This window comes from Ruegeria sp. HKCCA4633 (assembly GCF_013034605.1).
GTDB lineage: Bacteria > Pseudomonadota > Alphaproteobacteria > Rhodobacterales > Rhodobacteraceae > Ruegeria.
In genome coordinates this window covers 1,023,175-1,038,145 of sequence record NZ_WQGJ01000001.1, presented here as the reverse complement: position 1 = coordinate 1,038,145, position 14,971 = coordinate 1,023,175, and the positions used below count along the sequence as shown (strand labels likewise).

Genomic DNA, 14,971 nt, shown 5'->3' with positions numbered 1-14,971 from the left:
TCGCGAAACGACGGGGCATGCTATTCTCTTTTTCCAAGCAGGCAGATCTTTGCGGTTTCATCTATCGGTTCACATTGCCTTCAGAAAGGAATGTCATGCTTACTATCCGAAGATCCTGATCCAATCTGATCATTGCGGTCAGATTGATAAATTTTGTGCTGGTTCATTCGTCTAGGCGTTCCTAGCTCTCCGTTTGAACGGTGGAACTCCGGTTGAAGCATCACGCGTTCTACCACATCTTGTACTTTGGGGCGCAAAAAATAACGTGGTTCTTCGCCAAGCTCTGCAAAGAAGCCGTCTTGAAGCATCACTTTGTCCATACGACCATAAAGTGACGCAAACCCTTCTTCGGCTAAAAATGACTGTCGCCCGAATACCGTATGATAACGGCTGTTGTTAAAAAGCGTCCTCCAATTCTGTGGATAACAGGCTTGGAGTTGCTGGGGGTCTTGCCAGAACGTCCAGCACTGCACTCCATAACTTCGCAATAGGGTTACCACGGTCAGCATAAACTGCATCGGCCCAAGTTGTGCGGCCTCATCAATCATAAAAAGCGTATGACTATGGTTTTTTGTGCTGCGTTCCAGAATTTTCGAGATGATGGACTCCATCCAAACTCGAATCAAACTGCTGTGACTGCTGAGGTAAATTGGAGGAAGGATCATATAGAGCGTGAAAGGCTTCTCACCGTCAAATACTTGCAGTGGAAAGCTTGTGTATCGAGTCACTGCGTCGATTCTTTTTCCGCGAAAAACTTCTGTAAATCGCCTTGCTGAAGACAGGATACTCGCAATCGTGCGCTCTGCTTCCATTGGAAAAGCGTGCGAGCCAGATGACACAATAGGATTTCGGGATCGGGCCATATCTTTGAGCGTTAGAGTGAAATCCTTTAAGCTCTGGTTCAGTAAGTAAGCGATCTCGTGCAAATTACACAGTGCTTTGGGACATTCGTGGTAAACGAATAGGATTAGTTGCGCCAAAAGGTTCCGTGCGCTGGAATCCCAAAATGGGTCAACTTTACTTGTTTCGTTGGCGATTGAGCCAGCCAAACTTTGAGCGGCTTCAAGAATGTCACTATTGCCCCTCAATCGCAAATCGAATGGGTTTAGACTGGAGCTTTCGAAGCCAGATATGCCGAAAGGGTCAAGAACGATAATGTGTTGCCCCATGGCCTGACGTGCTCCCGCCGTGGACTGTGCAAGTTCTCCCTTGGGATCAAAAGCGACCACCGACCCTTGATATTCAAGCAGAGTTGGGATGGCCAGTGTCCAGGTTTTTCCTGAACCTGTGGGTGCAAAACTGATCAGATGCCCTTCGGGGTCAGTTCTAATTACTCTGCTTTTTGCGAAAGACGCTTCATTTTTTAAGAATCCAGTTTTTGTGGCCTCATTAACTGTATGACCGAGTTTGATGCTAAATTGACTCGTCCGGTTCGAGTCTTCTTCCATTGCAAGCTCCTTTTGTGGTGGAGCTAGGTGTATGGGGCAATCTAGTTCGCTGTTCCATCAATTTTAGATGGACAATTTTGATTTGGCTGACCTTTTGGTGGCATCCGCTATATGCACCCGGAGCGCAACGAGGGCGCGCTCGGCCTCTCTTATATCAGCCTGGATTTGAACGGCTTCCTTGTGGTCCACATGTTTGTCTTCCAGTGCTTGGTGCATAGCACGCATGACTTCGGCCGCCTCCAAAACAATTCTGTTGGTGGCACGATAGAGGTTTTCCTCGTCATCAATTTCTGAGTCCTCAAGTCGATCAGCGGCAACAAAACAGGACTTTTCCAACAAATACCCCACAATTCTAGGGTCTGGCATAACTCGGATTAGAGACTTGATCTCATCCGCAGAAAAAACTGTCCTGTTTCGTAGACGCGAATACAATGCATCGTACTTTAGCCCCATGCCCTCAGCCACGTCCTTAGACTTGTAAAGAGTTTCCGTCGTCAAAATTCGATGGACTAATGAAGCGAAATCACTACCGCGCATGTATCACCCAAAATCACTCAAACACTTATAATTACGCTGCAATGTTCTCGCGACAATGTCCATAGACGTCGTTTACGGTCCCTGTCGTCGACGAGAGAACGCGCTTGCGTCAAGCAGCTCTAGTGCGGCCCTTAGCGGCCAAGATATCTAAAGGCCACTCAGGGACACTCCGAAACCTGAACTCAGTTTGGCAAAAAAGTGCGAGCGTTTGGAAACACCCGCGCTTATCAAAAATTACAGCATTGGCTGGGGATCGGATGCCCGTTTTTTCACCTGCTCTGGCGAACCGCTTAGAACTGGCTTTGCAAGTTGATTCAAAACAACAGTCTCGTGAGTTGTCCGCTTCTTGGGATTTACGAGGCTCAGCGACCAATGACCGCTTCGGGCTGCGACCTGCCGAATGCAAGTGCAGCATGCCTTCGAATTTGCAGACTAGTTTTCATCAGACACAGACTATTCGCTCAATTTGAGCATTCTCTGGGCATCGAATGCCTCGACATAATCTGGTTCCGTGAACGGAGAATACTGCTTTGTCGTGCCTGTACGCAGTGCAAACTGTTCAGCGAAGTCTTCCAGCTTGAGTTCGCTTTTACCCTCTAGTTTTGCTTTGGTGAGGGTGTCAATCAACAGTTCGATTACAAGGCCCCATCGATGAGCACAAGCAAAGTCCAGTCGACTTAGAAATTCCATCGTTACCAGTTGGAAGATGTCAATTTCCGCCTCGTCCGCGTAGGCGAACAAAAGCTCGAGAAGTTCATCTTTATCACGCTTAAGTCTGATTTCATCGAAGTGAACGGGGTCCACAAGCGCGTCGAGCTGTTCGTAGGAGCGTACGTATTCGAACAATGTGGGCACCCCGGAAAGGATCAACATCAAGGGCCAGCGGGGCTCTTTCATCATGGATTTGAAGCTGTCCAGAAATACCGCGTTCGATTTCGCACCCGCAGCAAACACGTGCTGGCATTCATCGTAGTGGATGCCAACTACGCCCTGGCCCTGAGCTTGATCCAAAACTCGCTCCCAGATGTATTCTTGTGTGCGAGCCCTTTGGACCTCATATCCCAGCGCTGAGAGCGTTTTGACGCCAAGGTCTTTGAAGCTCACACGACCGGAAAGAACACAACTGACGATTTTAGCCGGTCTACCGTCGGGCATCTGTGTCTTGCTCGCATTGAAGTCGCCAATCAGCTTCTTTAGCTCTCGGGATTTCCCGACTCTCGAGCTGCCGGTGACCACCAGGCCACGCGCCTCCACACAATCATTCGTTTGGCTGATGAATTGGTGTTCTAGGCACTTGCTGAACGCGGTCTTCAGCTTTTCCGCGCGAGGGAAAACAAGGTGATTTCTTTTCAATTGATCTACAATTTTGAACCTGTCTGGGTTGATAAAGCTCACGTGAATTTTCCTTTCTTCTTGGGCCGACCCATAGGACGGTTCTTGTCGTTCTTTGATGTCAGTTTTGTTTTCTCGGTGGCCGCAGCGTCTTGAGGCGTGTCGGCCGCTTTATGAGTGATCCGACCTGGCGCTGAGGCATCCAATCCGGGGGCATCACCGGTCACTTTCGCCTTCAGGCCGCTACCCAAGGAAAACTCCTTCGGATTGTCGGTTCCTGCACTGATTTCGTCGGATTGGAGTGTTGGAGCCTTTCTTGGTGAGGGAACTACGCGAGCACCACTAAACACCCGTTCGGCCATCGCTTTTGACTCTTCGAATGTCGAGTAACTCCTGGAAAGACCGTGCTCGACACCGATCCTATTAAGTTCGGCATAGAACTTCTTTCTGGTCGCAATAATGCGATCCTCATAAATCTCAGAAACGTCCGGATTCTCCCTGCGGTGGGCTTGAAGCAACTCTAACACTTCAGGCAGCGTCAGATCTGCGAACGCTGTAATTTGGAGACGAAGCCGAAACACTTGCTCTTCATTGGGGATAACGGCAGTGGCATGCGTAAGGTTATCCGGGTCAATGAACACCGAGACCTTTGTTTTGGGATGGCGGTCAACAGCGCGCTGAAACTCATCCGAGTTGTACCAGATGCCGGAAAATGCCCTTACCCCCTCATCGGTGGGCGTGAGGGACTCCTTCAATCCCAGATGAATACGACGCCTGTCTTCATCGACTGGACGAAACAAACCGCGAGTCTCGTTGAGTTCCTTGAGGACTTCAGCAGGCCTGCGACCACCCATGCCAATCCCCATGTGGCGCCGCGAAGGGTACTCATCGATAAAATAGCGGGTCAAGATGCCGTGCAACTCTTCGGTGACCAACACCCCATTTGCGTTTGCATCGTATGAGGGCAGCTCGCCTGGCCTTCTGCCGGTATAGCCGTGGATCAGTTTAATGACTTGGGACTCAAGCGTGCCGAAGCTTCGCTCCACATTGGTCCTGTCCGTCGAGGCATAGGTTCTACCTACGACGTATCTAGATCCCAATCCCAAGGCCGTGCCAATCACGACCTTATTTCGCAGACCGGAACCATTGTCCGACATGATGCTCCCAATGCCCATGGCCGGAGCAGGGTCTCCTTGGCAACCGTACTTGATCTTTTCGCGTGTCTTGTCACGTGTTGCCATTCTCAGAAGAGCAAGTGTGGCCTCCGCTTTTGGTTTGTCGCTCAACACCCAAGCCAGCGGCATACTCGAAGCAACGTCGATCATGAGCAACAGGTGCAAGCGTTGTTGAACGAACTCGTCAATTTTCTCCAGCGCCATCCTGTCTTCGTCAGACAAGCGCTCCCAGAAACCTCGTTCTTTTGCTGTGGTGATCAGCGAAAGCTTGCACTCATCAATGTACGCCATTTCGCCAACCAGAAGTGCGCGGATGTCCGTACTTCCGCGGCCGCGTTTGTTGCGGGTGTAGTTTTCACCTTTCATCGCAACCATCACTTCAGTCGGCAAAAGGAGATAGTCTCGATGTGCTTTGAGGGTTTTTTGAGAAGGGAGAGCGAGTTCTTTGAGCTTATTGCTTCTGCGTAGCTTGTTTTCGTCATGAATAAGCGTGGCGAGATAGTCCCATACGTTGGCTACACTGAGGCCCTTTGAGTCGAGCCCAAAAGTGTCCCATGCTTGGGTCATGAGTTGTTTGACGGGTTCGTCAATTCTCGGACTGCGATTCCCTTTCTGGTGTTCGCGTGTAGCGAGGAGCGCGATGAGATCGTCCTCAGATCCTGCTGAGTCAAAAATCTTTAGATATTTCCGCAGTGTGCGACCGTCGTAAAGAACCCAATCAGTGTTTTGGCCACCTCGAGACTTTGTGGTCCGAACAGTATTCTGGAAGTGCTTGCTGGCTACTTTGGCGATATACTCACGGTTCTCCGGCTCGTCCAAATCTCGAATTTTAAGCTGGTAGTTAAAGTTTCCCGTATTTTTTCTGATCTCCCGACGCAGCTCGGCCGAGGCAACGCTAATTGCGTAGTGAAACTCACCGTTCTTTTTTGACCTTGCCGAAAACTGCTCCGCGACTTGGCGGCCACCCTGCCGAAGCGAGACAACGTTTGTTGCGAAACCGCCATCAGAGATGTCGATTTCCGATTTTTTCAAAAGCTCTGTGAAGGTTGAAAACGGGATAATACCAACTTCCCCGGTCTCACTGTCCATCAACTCGTATCCTTCTTGTGTCTTCCCAAGAAGTTCCGAGGTTCCGGTCCCGAGCGACACACGAGTACCGGGAGCGTAATTGTACCGAGCGTGGAGAGTCATTGCGCCACTTCCACCCGGGATGTTTCCAAGAAGACGTTGTTAAGATCGGCAAGCATCTGACGGCGGGCTACAAGGCGATAGCAGGCACGAAAGATCCGCTTTTGGGGCAAGTCCACATGAGGGAAAAGGTCTTTCATTTGCCAGAGTTCGCTCAAGCTGCGCGCTGTGGCGAGCACAAGATCATCTGCCTCAGGGTCGGGATCCTGGAGGAATGCATGCATTCTGAAGAGGTTTTCTCGTTTTTGCCTTGGGAAATCCAACGCGTTGACGACTTTGAGATCGTTGGCTGCATTTCGAGGTGTCATCTCTTCAATAGCCCGGATTTCACGTTGTGTTTTTGGTTTTTTCAGACTTGCATCATTTCGGACGAACAAGAGACGACGATAGCCATTGTTAAAAGTAATCAGGAGATCGTGTGTGTACTGCCTCCGCTTTCCATCGAGCTGATAATGGACTGTGAGCGGCTGAAAGCTCACGTCGTGCACGTTTGGTGTGATCAACGCGTCGAGGGCGACGGCCGCTTCGGCTGCGCTCTCACAGATTGCAACTTTTGGTTTCAAATCGTTTGCTGGCGTCTGGTAGAGGAACCAAAATTTGTGTGAGGTTGCACTACGCGCGCCCGGGTTCCTTACGCCGTCAAAGGGCAAGACACCGTGAATATCCCCGAGTTTAATGTTTGGAGCTTTAGATGTTTTAGGTGGCGAGTAGTTCCACGTATCGTGGTCGGTTACGTCGTGAGTCATGGGATCTTCAGTATCCTCATAGCGTCCGAGGGAACCAAAGAGACAATCGCTCTTTGGACTCGGAAATTAAATAAATGCCTGAAACCAAACGGCTTTCCCGCTGGGATCAGGCGCCTATTCGAGTGAGGAACCGGGAGCTTAAGTATGCTGTCAGAGCGCAGGCCAAGTCGAAGATAATGGCGCTGCTGCTCCGGAGCAGTTGTGAGTAGTTTCGGAAAGACATCTATTCGCCCACCATAAATCAAACGTTTCCATCGGATTGCTTGTCTGACAGCGTGGCTCTAAACGTTGAACTCTTGCACAAGCATCCCGATGTACCGGAAGTTACGAGACCGGTATTTGAACGCGTTTGTTATGTTGGAACGTGTTTGCCATGGGGAGGCATACAAAACCGAAGCCGATGCTGAAATCAACCCCGTAATTGAAGAAAAGTATTCAACCTTTAGCCGACATGACGCGCCTGTTGCGGATACGGCACAGCCTTCCAAGTTGGGTTTAACGCCAATAGTCATTTTGAATATTTGAAAATGTTGAAACTCGCTCGCCGCCACCATCTCTTGTGGAAGCGGGAGCCCAATGCGTCTCCCTGTAAATGCGTCCTAGCAACATCCATGTCTTCGCGAATCACCGACCTGAATTGGTGGCGTTAACGGTCAGATTTGATGCCAAAGCACCATCCGATTGCGCCAGCTCTGACTGAGGCTTTTTGAGCGAGGAAGGATTAAATTCTTGGATTTATCCTTGGCAGGTAAGCCCATCTATTCTTGCGACCTGACCGTTGTTGAATTAGGCGAAGCCTAACTCAACAAAACGCCAGGCCTTTTTTGTTTTCGGTGTTTTCAAAAATCTATTCTTAACAGCAGTTTGTTGAAAAATTTTGCCTAATTTGATAAGCTCAATTGAAGAAGCTCGGTTTGCTTGAACTGGGCAAACCATTGGATTGTCTGGCGCGAGGAGGGCTTGACTATGCATCGAAGTAGAGGCGCTTTCTCGGGTGCCAAATGTAAGCGGCCTGCTTTCTTGCAGGAGCTCTCAAAATGGGTTGGTAAGACATGCTTTCCGCGGGGTGTCAAACCAACGTCATCTGGTCGCGTGACAGGCGGAGTTCGAGTTCCGTTTTTTACAAAAGTCCGTGATGACCTTCCGTGCGAGAATTGGACTATTCAGTACGTTTTCTTGAGGAAGACACTTCAATACATATTTAATAAAATGAAATCTAATGATGAACCTTGGCCTAGATCGACCTGGCAAATTGCCTTTCTAGGGCGAGGAAACGACTCACGTTAAAGTTGTCAAAAACTTGCCCTGCTTGATCGCCTCGGGTAAAGGTTCTCTAGCTCACCTTGGCTCAGGTTTAGAACTAAATCCATCTTTACTGTAAATCTGTCTTCGTATCTGCCAATATTTGGCTGAACAATTCCACATTTTAAGGCTAGCGTGTTTCTAAGCGTTAGTTGAAGAAAAACTGATATTTTGGACCGCCTTAAATCCAAGCCATTGGTTGGCTTAATTCTGAACCCGCTTGGGGCACATGCAAGTCAACTGTCATTCCACGATGAAGAATTGACAGTTGGTGCGAAGCGCCTTCGACAACTCCATCTCTCAGATCTCGCTGACGCTCCTTCCGTTGAGAAGGGGCTACTGGGATGTCAGCTTACAGTTCGAGCCAGTGATGGCAGCGAGTATTTTCTCAAAGGGGCCAAGCACCACCACGCCGTGGCATTTGCCGATGCCGTACGGGCACAATGGTTGAATTACAACATGGAGCGTTTCGAAGCCGAGGCGCAGACTATTTCTGATTTGTTGCGAACTATTGCTAAACTCTCGGAACCCACAATTTATCCATCTGCATGCCTTTTATCACCAAAGCTCCAGTTAGCGAAAAACCTTGATCTAAGGTTGTTGTCGAGATTGCCTGACGGCTCAATCGATGAAGTCTCGAGGACAGAAGTTGAGACCATTCAGGCTTTCATCCGTGACGCCAGACAGAGAAGAGTTGCGGCTATTTCTAATTTTGAGGAAAAGCAACTTGTTGAGTGGTCAGAGTTCTTTGATACCTTCGAGAGCAACCCTCTTACACCAGAACAACGTAAATCTATAGTCGCTGATGAGGATGCTACGCTGGTGCTTGCGGGGGCAGGGTCGGGAAAGACGAGTGTCATCACGGCCAAGGCTGGTTACTTGCTGAAATCTGGAACTCGAAAACCTGAAGAAATCCTTTTGCTCGCCTTCGCGAGAGACGCGGCGAAAGAAATGTCGGAACGCATCGAAGAAAAATGCGGAGAGCAATTGGAGGCCAGGACTTTTCATTCCTTGGCCTACGACATCATCGGCGTTGTAGAAGGCAGCAAGCCGGCTCTTGCGGCCCACGCGACGGACGACAAAGCGTACCTGGCTCTAATCAGAGATATCCTGCGCGCACTTGTTCAAACGGCGACAGAGGTCTCAAAGGCCATTGTAGGCTGGTTTTCTTACACCCGTCTCGAAGATAAGAGTGAATGGGACTTTAAGAAGAAGCACGATTATTACACGTATATCGAGAAAGCTGATCTTCGAACTCTACAAGGCGAACAGGTTAAGAGCTTTGAAGAGTTGATGATCGCCAATTGGCTCTTTGAGAATGGTATCGAGTACGAATATGAGCCCAACTACGAGCACAAGGTGTCCGAAGGCGGGTTTCGGGATTATTGCCCTGACTTCAAGCTCACCAAGAGTGGAGTATACATCGAACACTTTGGTGTCCGCCGAAAGCAGGCTGCTGATGGCACTTATCAGTTCACAACTGCTCCGTTTGTCGACCAAGAAGAATACCTGGAAAGTATGGAGTGGAAACGGGGTGTCCACGAAGAGCACGAAACCACACTAATCGAAACACACTCTTATGAGCGCCAAGATGGTCGTCTGCTGGAAGCTTTGGCTGAGAAAGTCGCCGAATATGAAGAGCTGGCGCCGAGGTCGCCAGAGATACTTTTTGACAGGGTTGTGGAGCTAAAGCAGGCCGACAGTTTCGTTCAGTTGGTTGGGACCTTTCTGCGCCACTATAAGGGTGGTGGATACCATGTTCGCAAGTGCTCTGAAAAAGCTGAAAGGCTGAAACTCGGAAGACGCTCGAAGGCATTTCTAACGATCTTTGAACCGGTTTATCAGGAGTATCAAAGACGACTAGATGGGCGGATCGACTTCGAAGACATGATACTGCGTGCTTCCGAATACGCGGAGAGCGGAAAATATGTGAGCCCATTCAGACATATTCTTGTAGACGAGTTTCAGGATATCTCACGCAGCAGAGGAAGATTGGTCAAAGCTCTCAAAGCTCAGCATACAGACGCACGGATTTTCGCAGTTGGTGACGATTGGCAGTCTATCTACAGATTTGCAGGATCTGACATCAATCTCATGCGGCGCTTCGGGGAAGAGTTTGGTGGTGTCTTTGATGGAGAAACAGGTGTGCACCGAACAGTTGACCTCGGGAGGACATTCAGGTCTGTCGATCAAATTGCGCACGCTGCAAAAAGGTTTGTCCTGAAAAACCCAGCTCAGTTAACAAAAACCGTAATCCCGGCTGGAGTTGCTGATGCACCGGCCCTTAGGGTCGTATCGACTTTCCGCCATGATGCGGATCTCAAGCTGACCCAAGTCTTAGGCTCAATACCGCAAAACTTAGACAGCGAGAAAAAGACAACGGTACTGCTGTTGGGCCGTTATAGACACCTTGCTCCGACAGGATTAGCCGGCTTGCAACGCGATTTTCCCCGGCTGGATATCACATTCAAAACAATTCACTCGTCGAAGGGACTGGAGGCTGACCATGTCATTGTCCTCAATCTGTTCAGAGGGCGTACTGGGTTTCCCTCTGAGATTGTTGATGACCCACTTCTAAACATGGTCTCACCTGATGCTGAGCCATTCGAAAACGCGGAAGAGCGACGCGTCATGTATGTCGCCTTGACCAGAGCAAGACAAACCGTGACATTGATGAGCTCCGCATCGATGCAATCCGCTTTTGTTACCGAGCTGCTTGAAGATCCTGAGTACGGCATATTTGGTGAGCGCGAGTTTCAGCAGGAAAACCACATTTGCGGCGAATGCGGTGGACATCTTCTGGCGTTCCCAACCAAAGACGGTCGTTTCTGGTACAGGTGCGAACACGCTGAGCTGTGCGGCTTTACGATCTCTGCTTGCTCAAGTTGCGGCACCGGGCTTCCGACTAGAGTCGAAGGTTCCAAACTAATGAAATGTACCTGCGGTGCGGAGTACCCAAGTTGTCCGGCCTGCGAAAACGGATGGTTGGTTGAACGAAAAGGCAGATATGGCAGTTTCTTGGGGTGCGTTAGCTTTCCCCGTTGCAAAGGAAAGGCGAAGTCAAAAGTGCTTCGGTCCTAAGGGCAGCTTGCGAAAGAAAACAGCCCCAACAACTTCAGCACAAGTGCTGTCACGCTTTCCAATTGCGGGAAGCTGTTAGCATACACCTTTCTGTATGGTCGATGCTTGAACGCAGATTGTAATCCGCATTGCTGGAACTCGGCGCCGACGAAAAAAAGCCCGGCGAAGAAATCTTTCTCAAAAACTGGTTCTTTGGAAGCAGTTTCACATCGTCAGAACGCTGGAGCCCGATTTTCATCAAAAGTTTGTAACCGAAATCCATTCCATACGACCAAGCTCGTTTGATACTAGAAACCGTCCCGGAAATGGCATCACTATTTGGTTGGCTCTTGTTCCCAGTCGATCTTAGTAAGCCGCCACTCCAGACGGGCTTAGCAACAAAGAATTTGCTATCGAGTTTGGAGAACTCCAGATGACTACTGAGCAAACTGGTACAAAGGCGTCTAACACGCCCTGATTGACATCTTTTGCACTTGAGGTCCACAAATGTCGGAAAAGTGATCTCCAATCTGAATTCGATAGATGCTCTACAGGAAACGTAGTAAGGTAATCTGGGCAACTTATGCAAGAAACACGGATTCCGAACCTAATACCGAGGCCAAGATCTCAAGAGTTCGACCAACTAATCATTATCCCAAATAGTGCCGATCTAGGACCGGAAACAAGTTACTTTCATAACAACAAATTCTCTTACGTTCTGAGCTTCGACAATCTAACATTCGCTTACCTGCAATCGCTCCGCAAGGATGGAACTCTTACGTGTTCAATGCCAGGAAATTAAGTTCAATCATCGACCTCAAAACGCTTCGATACGAACTTCAACGCGACTAATGACGAGGTTTTCATGAGCACCCCAATCAACGTTGAGCGCCAGGCTGTAGTCATTGTTCATGGTATCGGCGAGCAGCGACCGATGGACACAGTGAAATCGTTTGTCGAAGCAATAAAAAAGATTGACACCACCGACAGTCCTCTTCAACCGGTATGGCTGAAACCAGACAAGATATCAGAGGGTTTTGAACATCGCAGGTTTACCATACCGGGCCATCGAAATCGCCCAGTGACGGATGTTTATGAGCTCTATTGGGCACACCTTTTTGAACAGGAAAGTCACAGAACCTTTTTTAGTTGGTTTGCGCATTTAGTGTTTAGGAGAAGCAAAGCTCTTCCATTGCGATTTCGCAGGCTGCAATTTTTGGTAAGAGTTGTTCTTGCGATGGCAGCGACCGTTTTGACTTATTCATTTTGGGGTACACCGAATAACTTCCTCGAATCCACGCCTATAATACTTGTATTTGTATCCGGGTTTATATTCTATTGGATTAGCTATTGGATGCTCAACCATCTTGCTGATGCCGCGAGATATTTGGACGCATCTCCTAGGAATATAGTTTCTCGGAACGAGGTCCGAAAACTAGGTGTAGATTTTTTAAGGAACCTTCACCAAAGTGATAGAGGATATAACCGGATAGTTCTTTGTGGCCACAGTCTCGGTAGTATTATTGGTTTGGATATTCTAAATCATTTTTGGTATGAAAGACATTCATTTTTTGAGAAGAAATCACGCTACAACCAAGAAGTACTGCAAAAATTCCACGAAGCTATTGAGAGCGGAAACTTCCAAAATTTTCGGAATAAACAGAGGGAGCTTTTTCGAGAATTGGCGGCCGTTGGTCTAAATTGGTCCATAACAGATTTTGTTACCATGGGTAGCCCACTCGCCCACTCTGACGCCATATTGGCGAAAAGTGCTGACCAATTTATTTTGGAAAAGGAACAAGGAATCACCTCCACCTGCCCGCCAACACCCGATAGAAAAGACAAAAAGATTTGGCACAAACATCACTTTAATTTGGACAGTTCTAAAGTAAGAACAATAAAAATACTCAATTCGAATTCGGTATTCGCTCCAGTACGATGGACCAATATCTATTTACAGCGGAACGGAATTGCACTTGGCGATCCTGTGTCCGGGCCTTTGAAGCCGCTTTATGGGTGGGGTGTTCGGGACCTGCCAGTGAAACTGCCGGTTTCTTCTGGATGGTTCCAACACAGCCTATACTGGTCGGTCGACAAAAAAGGTAATGACAATCCAGCTCTTGAGGCTTTGCGAAAAGCGTTAATGCTGGATCATCGTCAATACTAGCTGGAGCGAACGTAGCCAATTTCTTTGAGGAAACTCAACCGCCCATCTTCCAAAAGCCTTTGTTTTTCAAGTGGCAGGTGAGGTTTTATGTGGGAGAATGCGCTTTGGAACAATTGATTTCTAACGAATCGATCTTCAGGATTTGAAGGATCGTATTCAACTTCTGGCCGAGACTCTGGAAAAGAAACTTTGGTAATGGACTTTATTGAAATCGGGTCCGTCTCGCTGCGGTAGCTCGGACGTTCCTTTAAGAACAGATTGATAGTCGCCATCTCGGCAAGCACTTCCCGACAATCTATGCTTCTTATCGGTTCTTTTAAACCGCCAGGGGGAACAATAAAATTATCATCGAAGATTCCGCCACATGCTCCACCGTCGTTGAAAACTGCAATTAATCCGATGCGACGGAACCTAAGAAAAACCGCGGATGCTTCAAAAAAGGTGACGAAGTCAAATCCCTCTGGCGAGAATTCATCGTTCTCGTCTGGGAAAAAAAAGATGCGTACTGTACCGAATGCGTTTGTATCAATATCCGTTTCGGTGAAAAAAATCCTACAGAGGACATTAAGGTGGTGCATGTTAGACCAGTTGTGTAATTCCCCTAAATTATTTATTTCGAATTTCGGGTTATCGACTTTCGTGTACAGGTCACTGTGAACGCTTTTGTATGCGATGTTTGCGAGCCAGCAGTATAGCAACTCGAAATTACTTTTTTCATTAATAAGGCGACTGAAGTCTTCGGGTGTTTTCCGGAGTAGCTCAGAAATGGGTTTCTCTACTTTCTCACCTAGTAGCGAATTGCATCTCTCACAACAAGGAATTTTATGAGTAGAATAATACTTTAGCCGTTCATCTGATTTAGAAATACTTCTATGATGTATTTTTAGATCACGCAAGATCCAATCAGGGATCACGTGCTCATTGTTAAAATCGAAATCTTCATTAGATCGCCCGCAGATAAAGCAGCCTTTACGCTCAACCACCAGATCTAAATAGTCTTCTTTAGTTAGGTAAAGTGGACGACCGTCTGAGAGAAAAAAACTACTCATTTTGCGGTTCCCTCCGGTTTTCTGAGACTGAAAAAAGTCTTCGGTCGAGTACTAGTCTTAAGGTTTTCTAAATAGTTCGTCGACCCAGCAAGTAAGCTAGTCTCCAGTTTCCAAAGTTTGCTCCGAGCCTTTCCGTTACTCCGGATTGTGTGTTCGCAGCGCTCGAGTGGATCGAGGCAACACAACCTATCGAAGGAGAAACCCACTACTAAGCGATGAGAATAGAGGTGCCGCGCTCCGTCTTGACACGGTGGCCCGAACTGGTTCAGTTTCGAGTCATGACTTACTCACGCATCCACTGCCATCGAATATCGGCCTGAGGTCGATAGCCCACGCGAAATCCGTGGGAGGCAGCATTGGTATGCGGGCGAGGCTTATATCCTTGTAATTGCTCCAGATTAGAGTGCACGAGTCGGTTCGATTCCGACGCCTCCTACCATCAACTGGAGGAGTCCGACATGGCGGAAGCCGCTACTAACGCAATTGATTTCAACGACATCAAGCAATCGGTCGAGGAGAGCCTCGGCCGCACACCCGAAGGCTGGTCCGGCTTGGCCACAAAGCTCTTCACAGAGGTTAAGGAATACTGCGATCTTAAAGATGCCACCTACCCCTTTGTTGTCCAGATAAAAGAAAAACTCGGCGAGCTCCGCATCTACCACAGGTGTGATGATCGACACATCCAGTCGATGATCACCGCCACGATTGCACGAGCAAATCGTACCTGTGAGCGATGCTCAAACGCTGCCGAGACCCAGCTGTTGGACGGTTGGTACACGACCCTGTGTTGTTGGTGCGCGCACGATGTCGCGAGCAAGCGCCATCCAGAACGGAACCGGCTGTTTGGCGTTCGAAAGAAGCCCATTCGAGATCAATTGACGTGCTCGGTCTGTGGATATTTCGGTCAGATCGACCGATCTGATGACCGCGGACGCTGTCCTGTATGTGTGACGAAAGGGTGGTGAGG

9 protein-coding genes and 1 tRNA gene are annotated in these 14,971 nt (G+C 48.6%); 4 read left to right on the top strand and 6 right to left on the bottom strand.

Features of this window, described 5'->3' with window-relative positions; all coding sequences use genetic code 11:
* Window positions 1-80 precede the first annotated feature (80 nt).
* The 5 genes from GOV85_RS05145 to GOV85_RS05125 all read right to left on the bottom strand — a co-directional run bounded on the left by GOV85_RS05145 (window position 81) and on the right by GOV85_RS05125 (window position 6,426).
* Window positions 81-1,448, bottom strand: a complete 1,368-nt coding sequence (locus GOV85_RS05145) for a type IV secretory system conjugative DNA transfer family protein (protein WP_171175651.1) — start codon at window positions 1,446-1,448, stop codon at window positions 81-83.
* Between the two features lie 63 nt (window positions 1,449-1,511).
* Window positions 1,512-1,985: a phage regulatory CII family protein gene (locus GOV85_RS05140; protein WP_171175649.1), complete on the bottom strand. Its 474-nt coding sequence runs from the start codon at window positions 1,983-1,985 to the stop codon at window positions 1,512-1,514.
* A gap of 453 nt (window positions 1,986-2,438) precedes the next feature.
* Window positions 2,439-3,380: a TniB family NTP-binding protein gene (locus GOV85_RS05135; protein WP_171175647.1), complete on the bottom strand. Its 942-nt coding sequence runs from the start codon at window positions 3,378-3,380 to the stop codon at window positions 2,439-2,441.
* Window positions 3,377-5,581: a DDE-type integrase/transposase/recombinase gene (locus GOV85_RS05130; RefSeq protein ID WP_171175646.1), complete on the bottom strand. Its 2,205-nt coding sequence runs from the start codon at window positions 5,579-5,581 to the stop codon at window positions 3,377-3,379. Before GOV85_RS05130 ends, GOV85_RS05135 begins: the two co-directional genes overlap by 4 nt.
* A 98-nt stretch (window positions 5,582-5,679) precedes the next feature.
* The gene (locus GOV85_RS05125; RefSeq protein WP_171175644.1) at window positions 5,680-6,426 is read right to left on the bottom strand and encodes a TnsA endonuclease N-terminal domain-containing protein; all 747 of its coding nucleotides are present in this window, start codon (window positions 6,424-6,426) and stop codon (window positions 5,680-5,682) included.
* A 1,473-nt stretch (window positions 6,427-7,899) separates the two neighbouring features.
* On the opposite strand from GOV85_RS05125, the gene GOV85_RS05120 reads away from it, so the two are divergent.
* Together GOV85_RS05120 and GOV85_RS05115 are read left to right on the top strand one after the other, a co-directional pair.
* A complete protein-coding gene (locus GOV85_RS05120; protein WP_254442952.1) occupies window positions 7,900-10,809 on the top strand; it encodes a UvrD-helicase domain-containing protein in 2,910 nt (969 codons plus the stop codon).
* 844 nt (window positions 10,810-11,653) lie between these two features.
* Complete coding sequence (locus GOV85_RS05115; RefSeq protein WP_171175641.1) at window positions 11,654-12,955, top strand: hypothetical protein; 1,302 nt, start codon at window positions 11,654-11,656, stop codon at window positions 12,953-12,955.
* Here the strand turns inward: GOV85_RS05115 and GOV85_RS05110 are convergent.
* Window positions 12,952-14,004, bottom strand: coding sequence for a hypothetical protein (locus GOV85_RS05110; protein WP_171175639.1), 1,053 nt, complete (start codon window positions 14,002-14,004; stop codon window positions 12,952-12,954). The two genes, GOV85_RS05115 and GOV85_RS05110, sit on opposite strands and share 4 nt — an antisense overlap.
* 345 nt (window positions 14,005-14,349) lie before the next feature.
* Here GOV85_RS05110 and GOV85_RS05105 point away from each other — a divergent pair.
* Window positions 14,350-14,443: transfer RNA gene (locus GOV85_RS05105), tRNA-OTHER, on the top strand.
* Between the two features lie 19 nt (window positions 14,444-14,462).
* Window positions 14,463-14,969: a hypothetical protein gene (locus tag GOV85_RS05100; protein ID WP_171175637.1), complete on the top strand. Its 507-nt coding sequence runs from the start codon at window positions 14,463-14,465 to the stop codon at window positions 14,967-14,969.
* Window positions 14,970-14,971 lie beyond the last annotated feature (2 nt).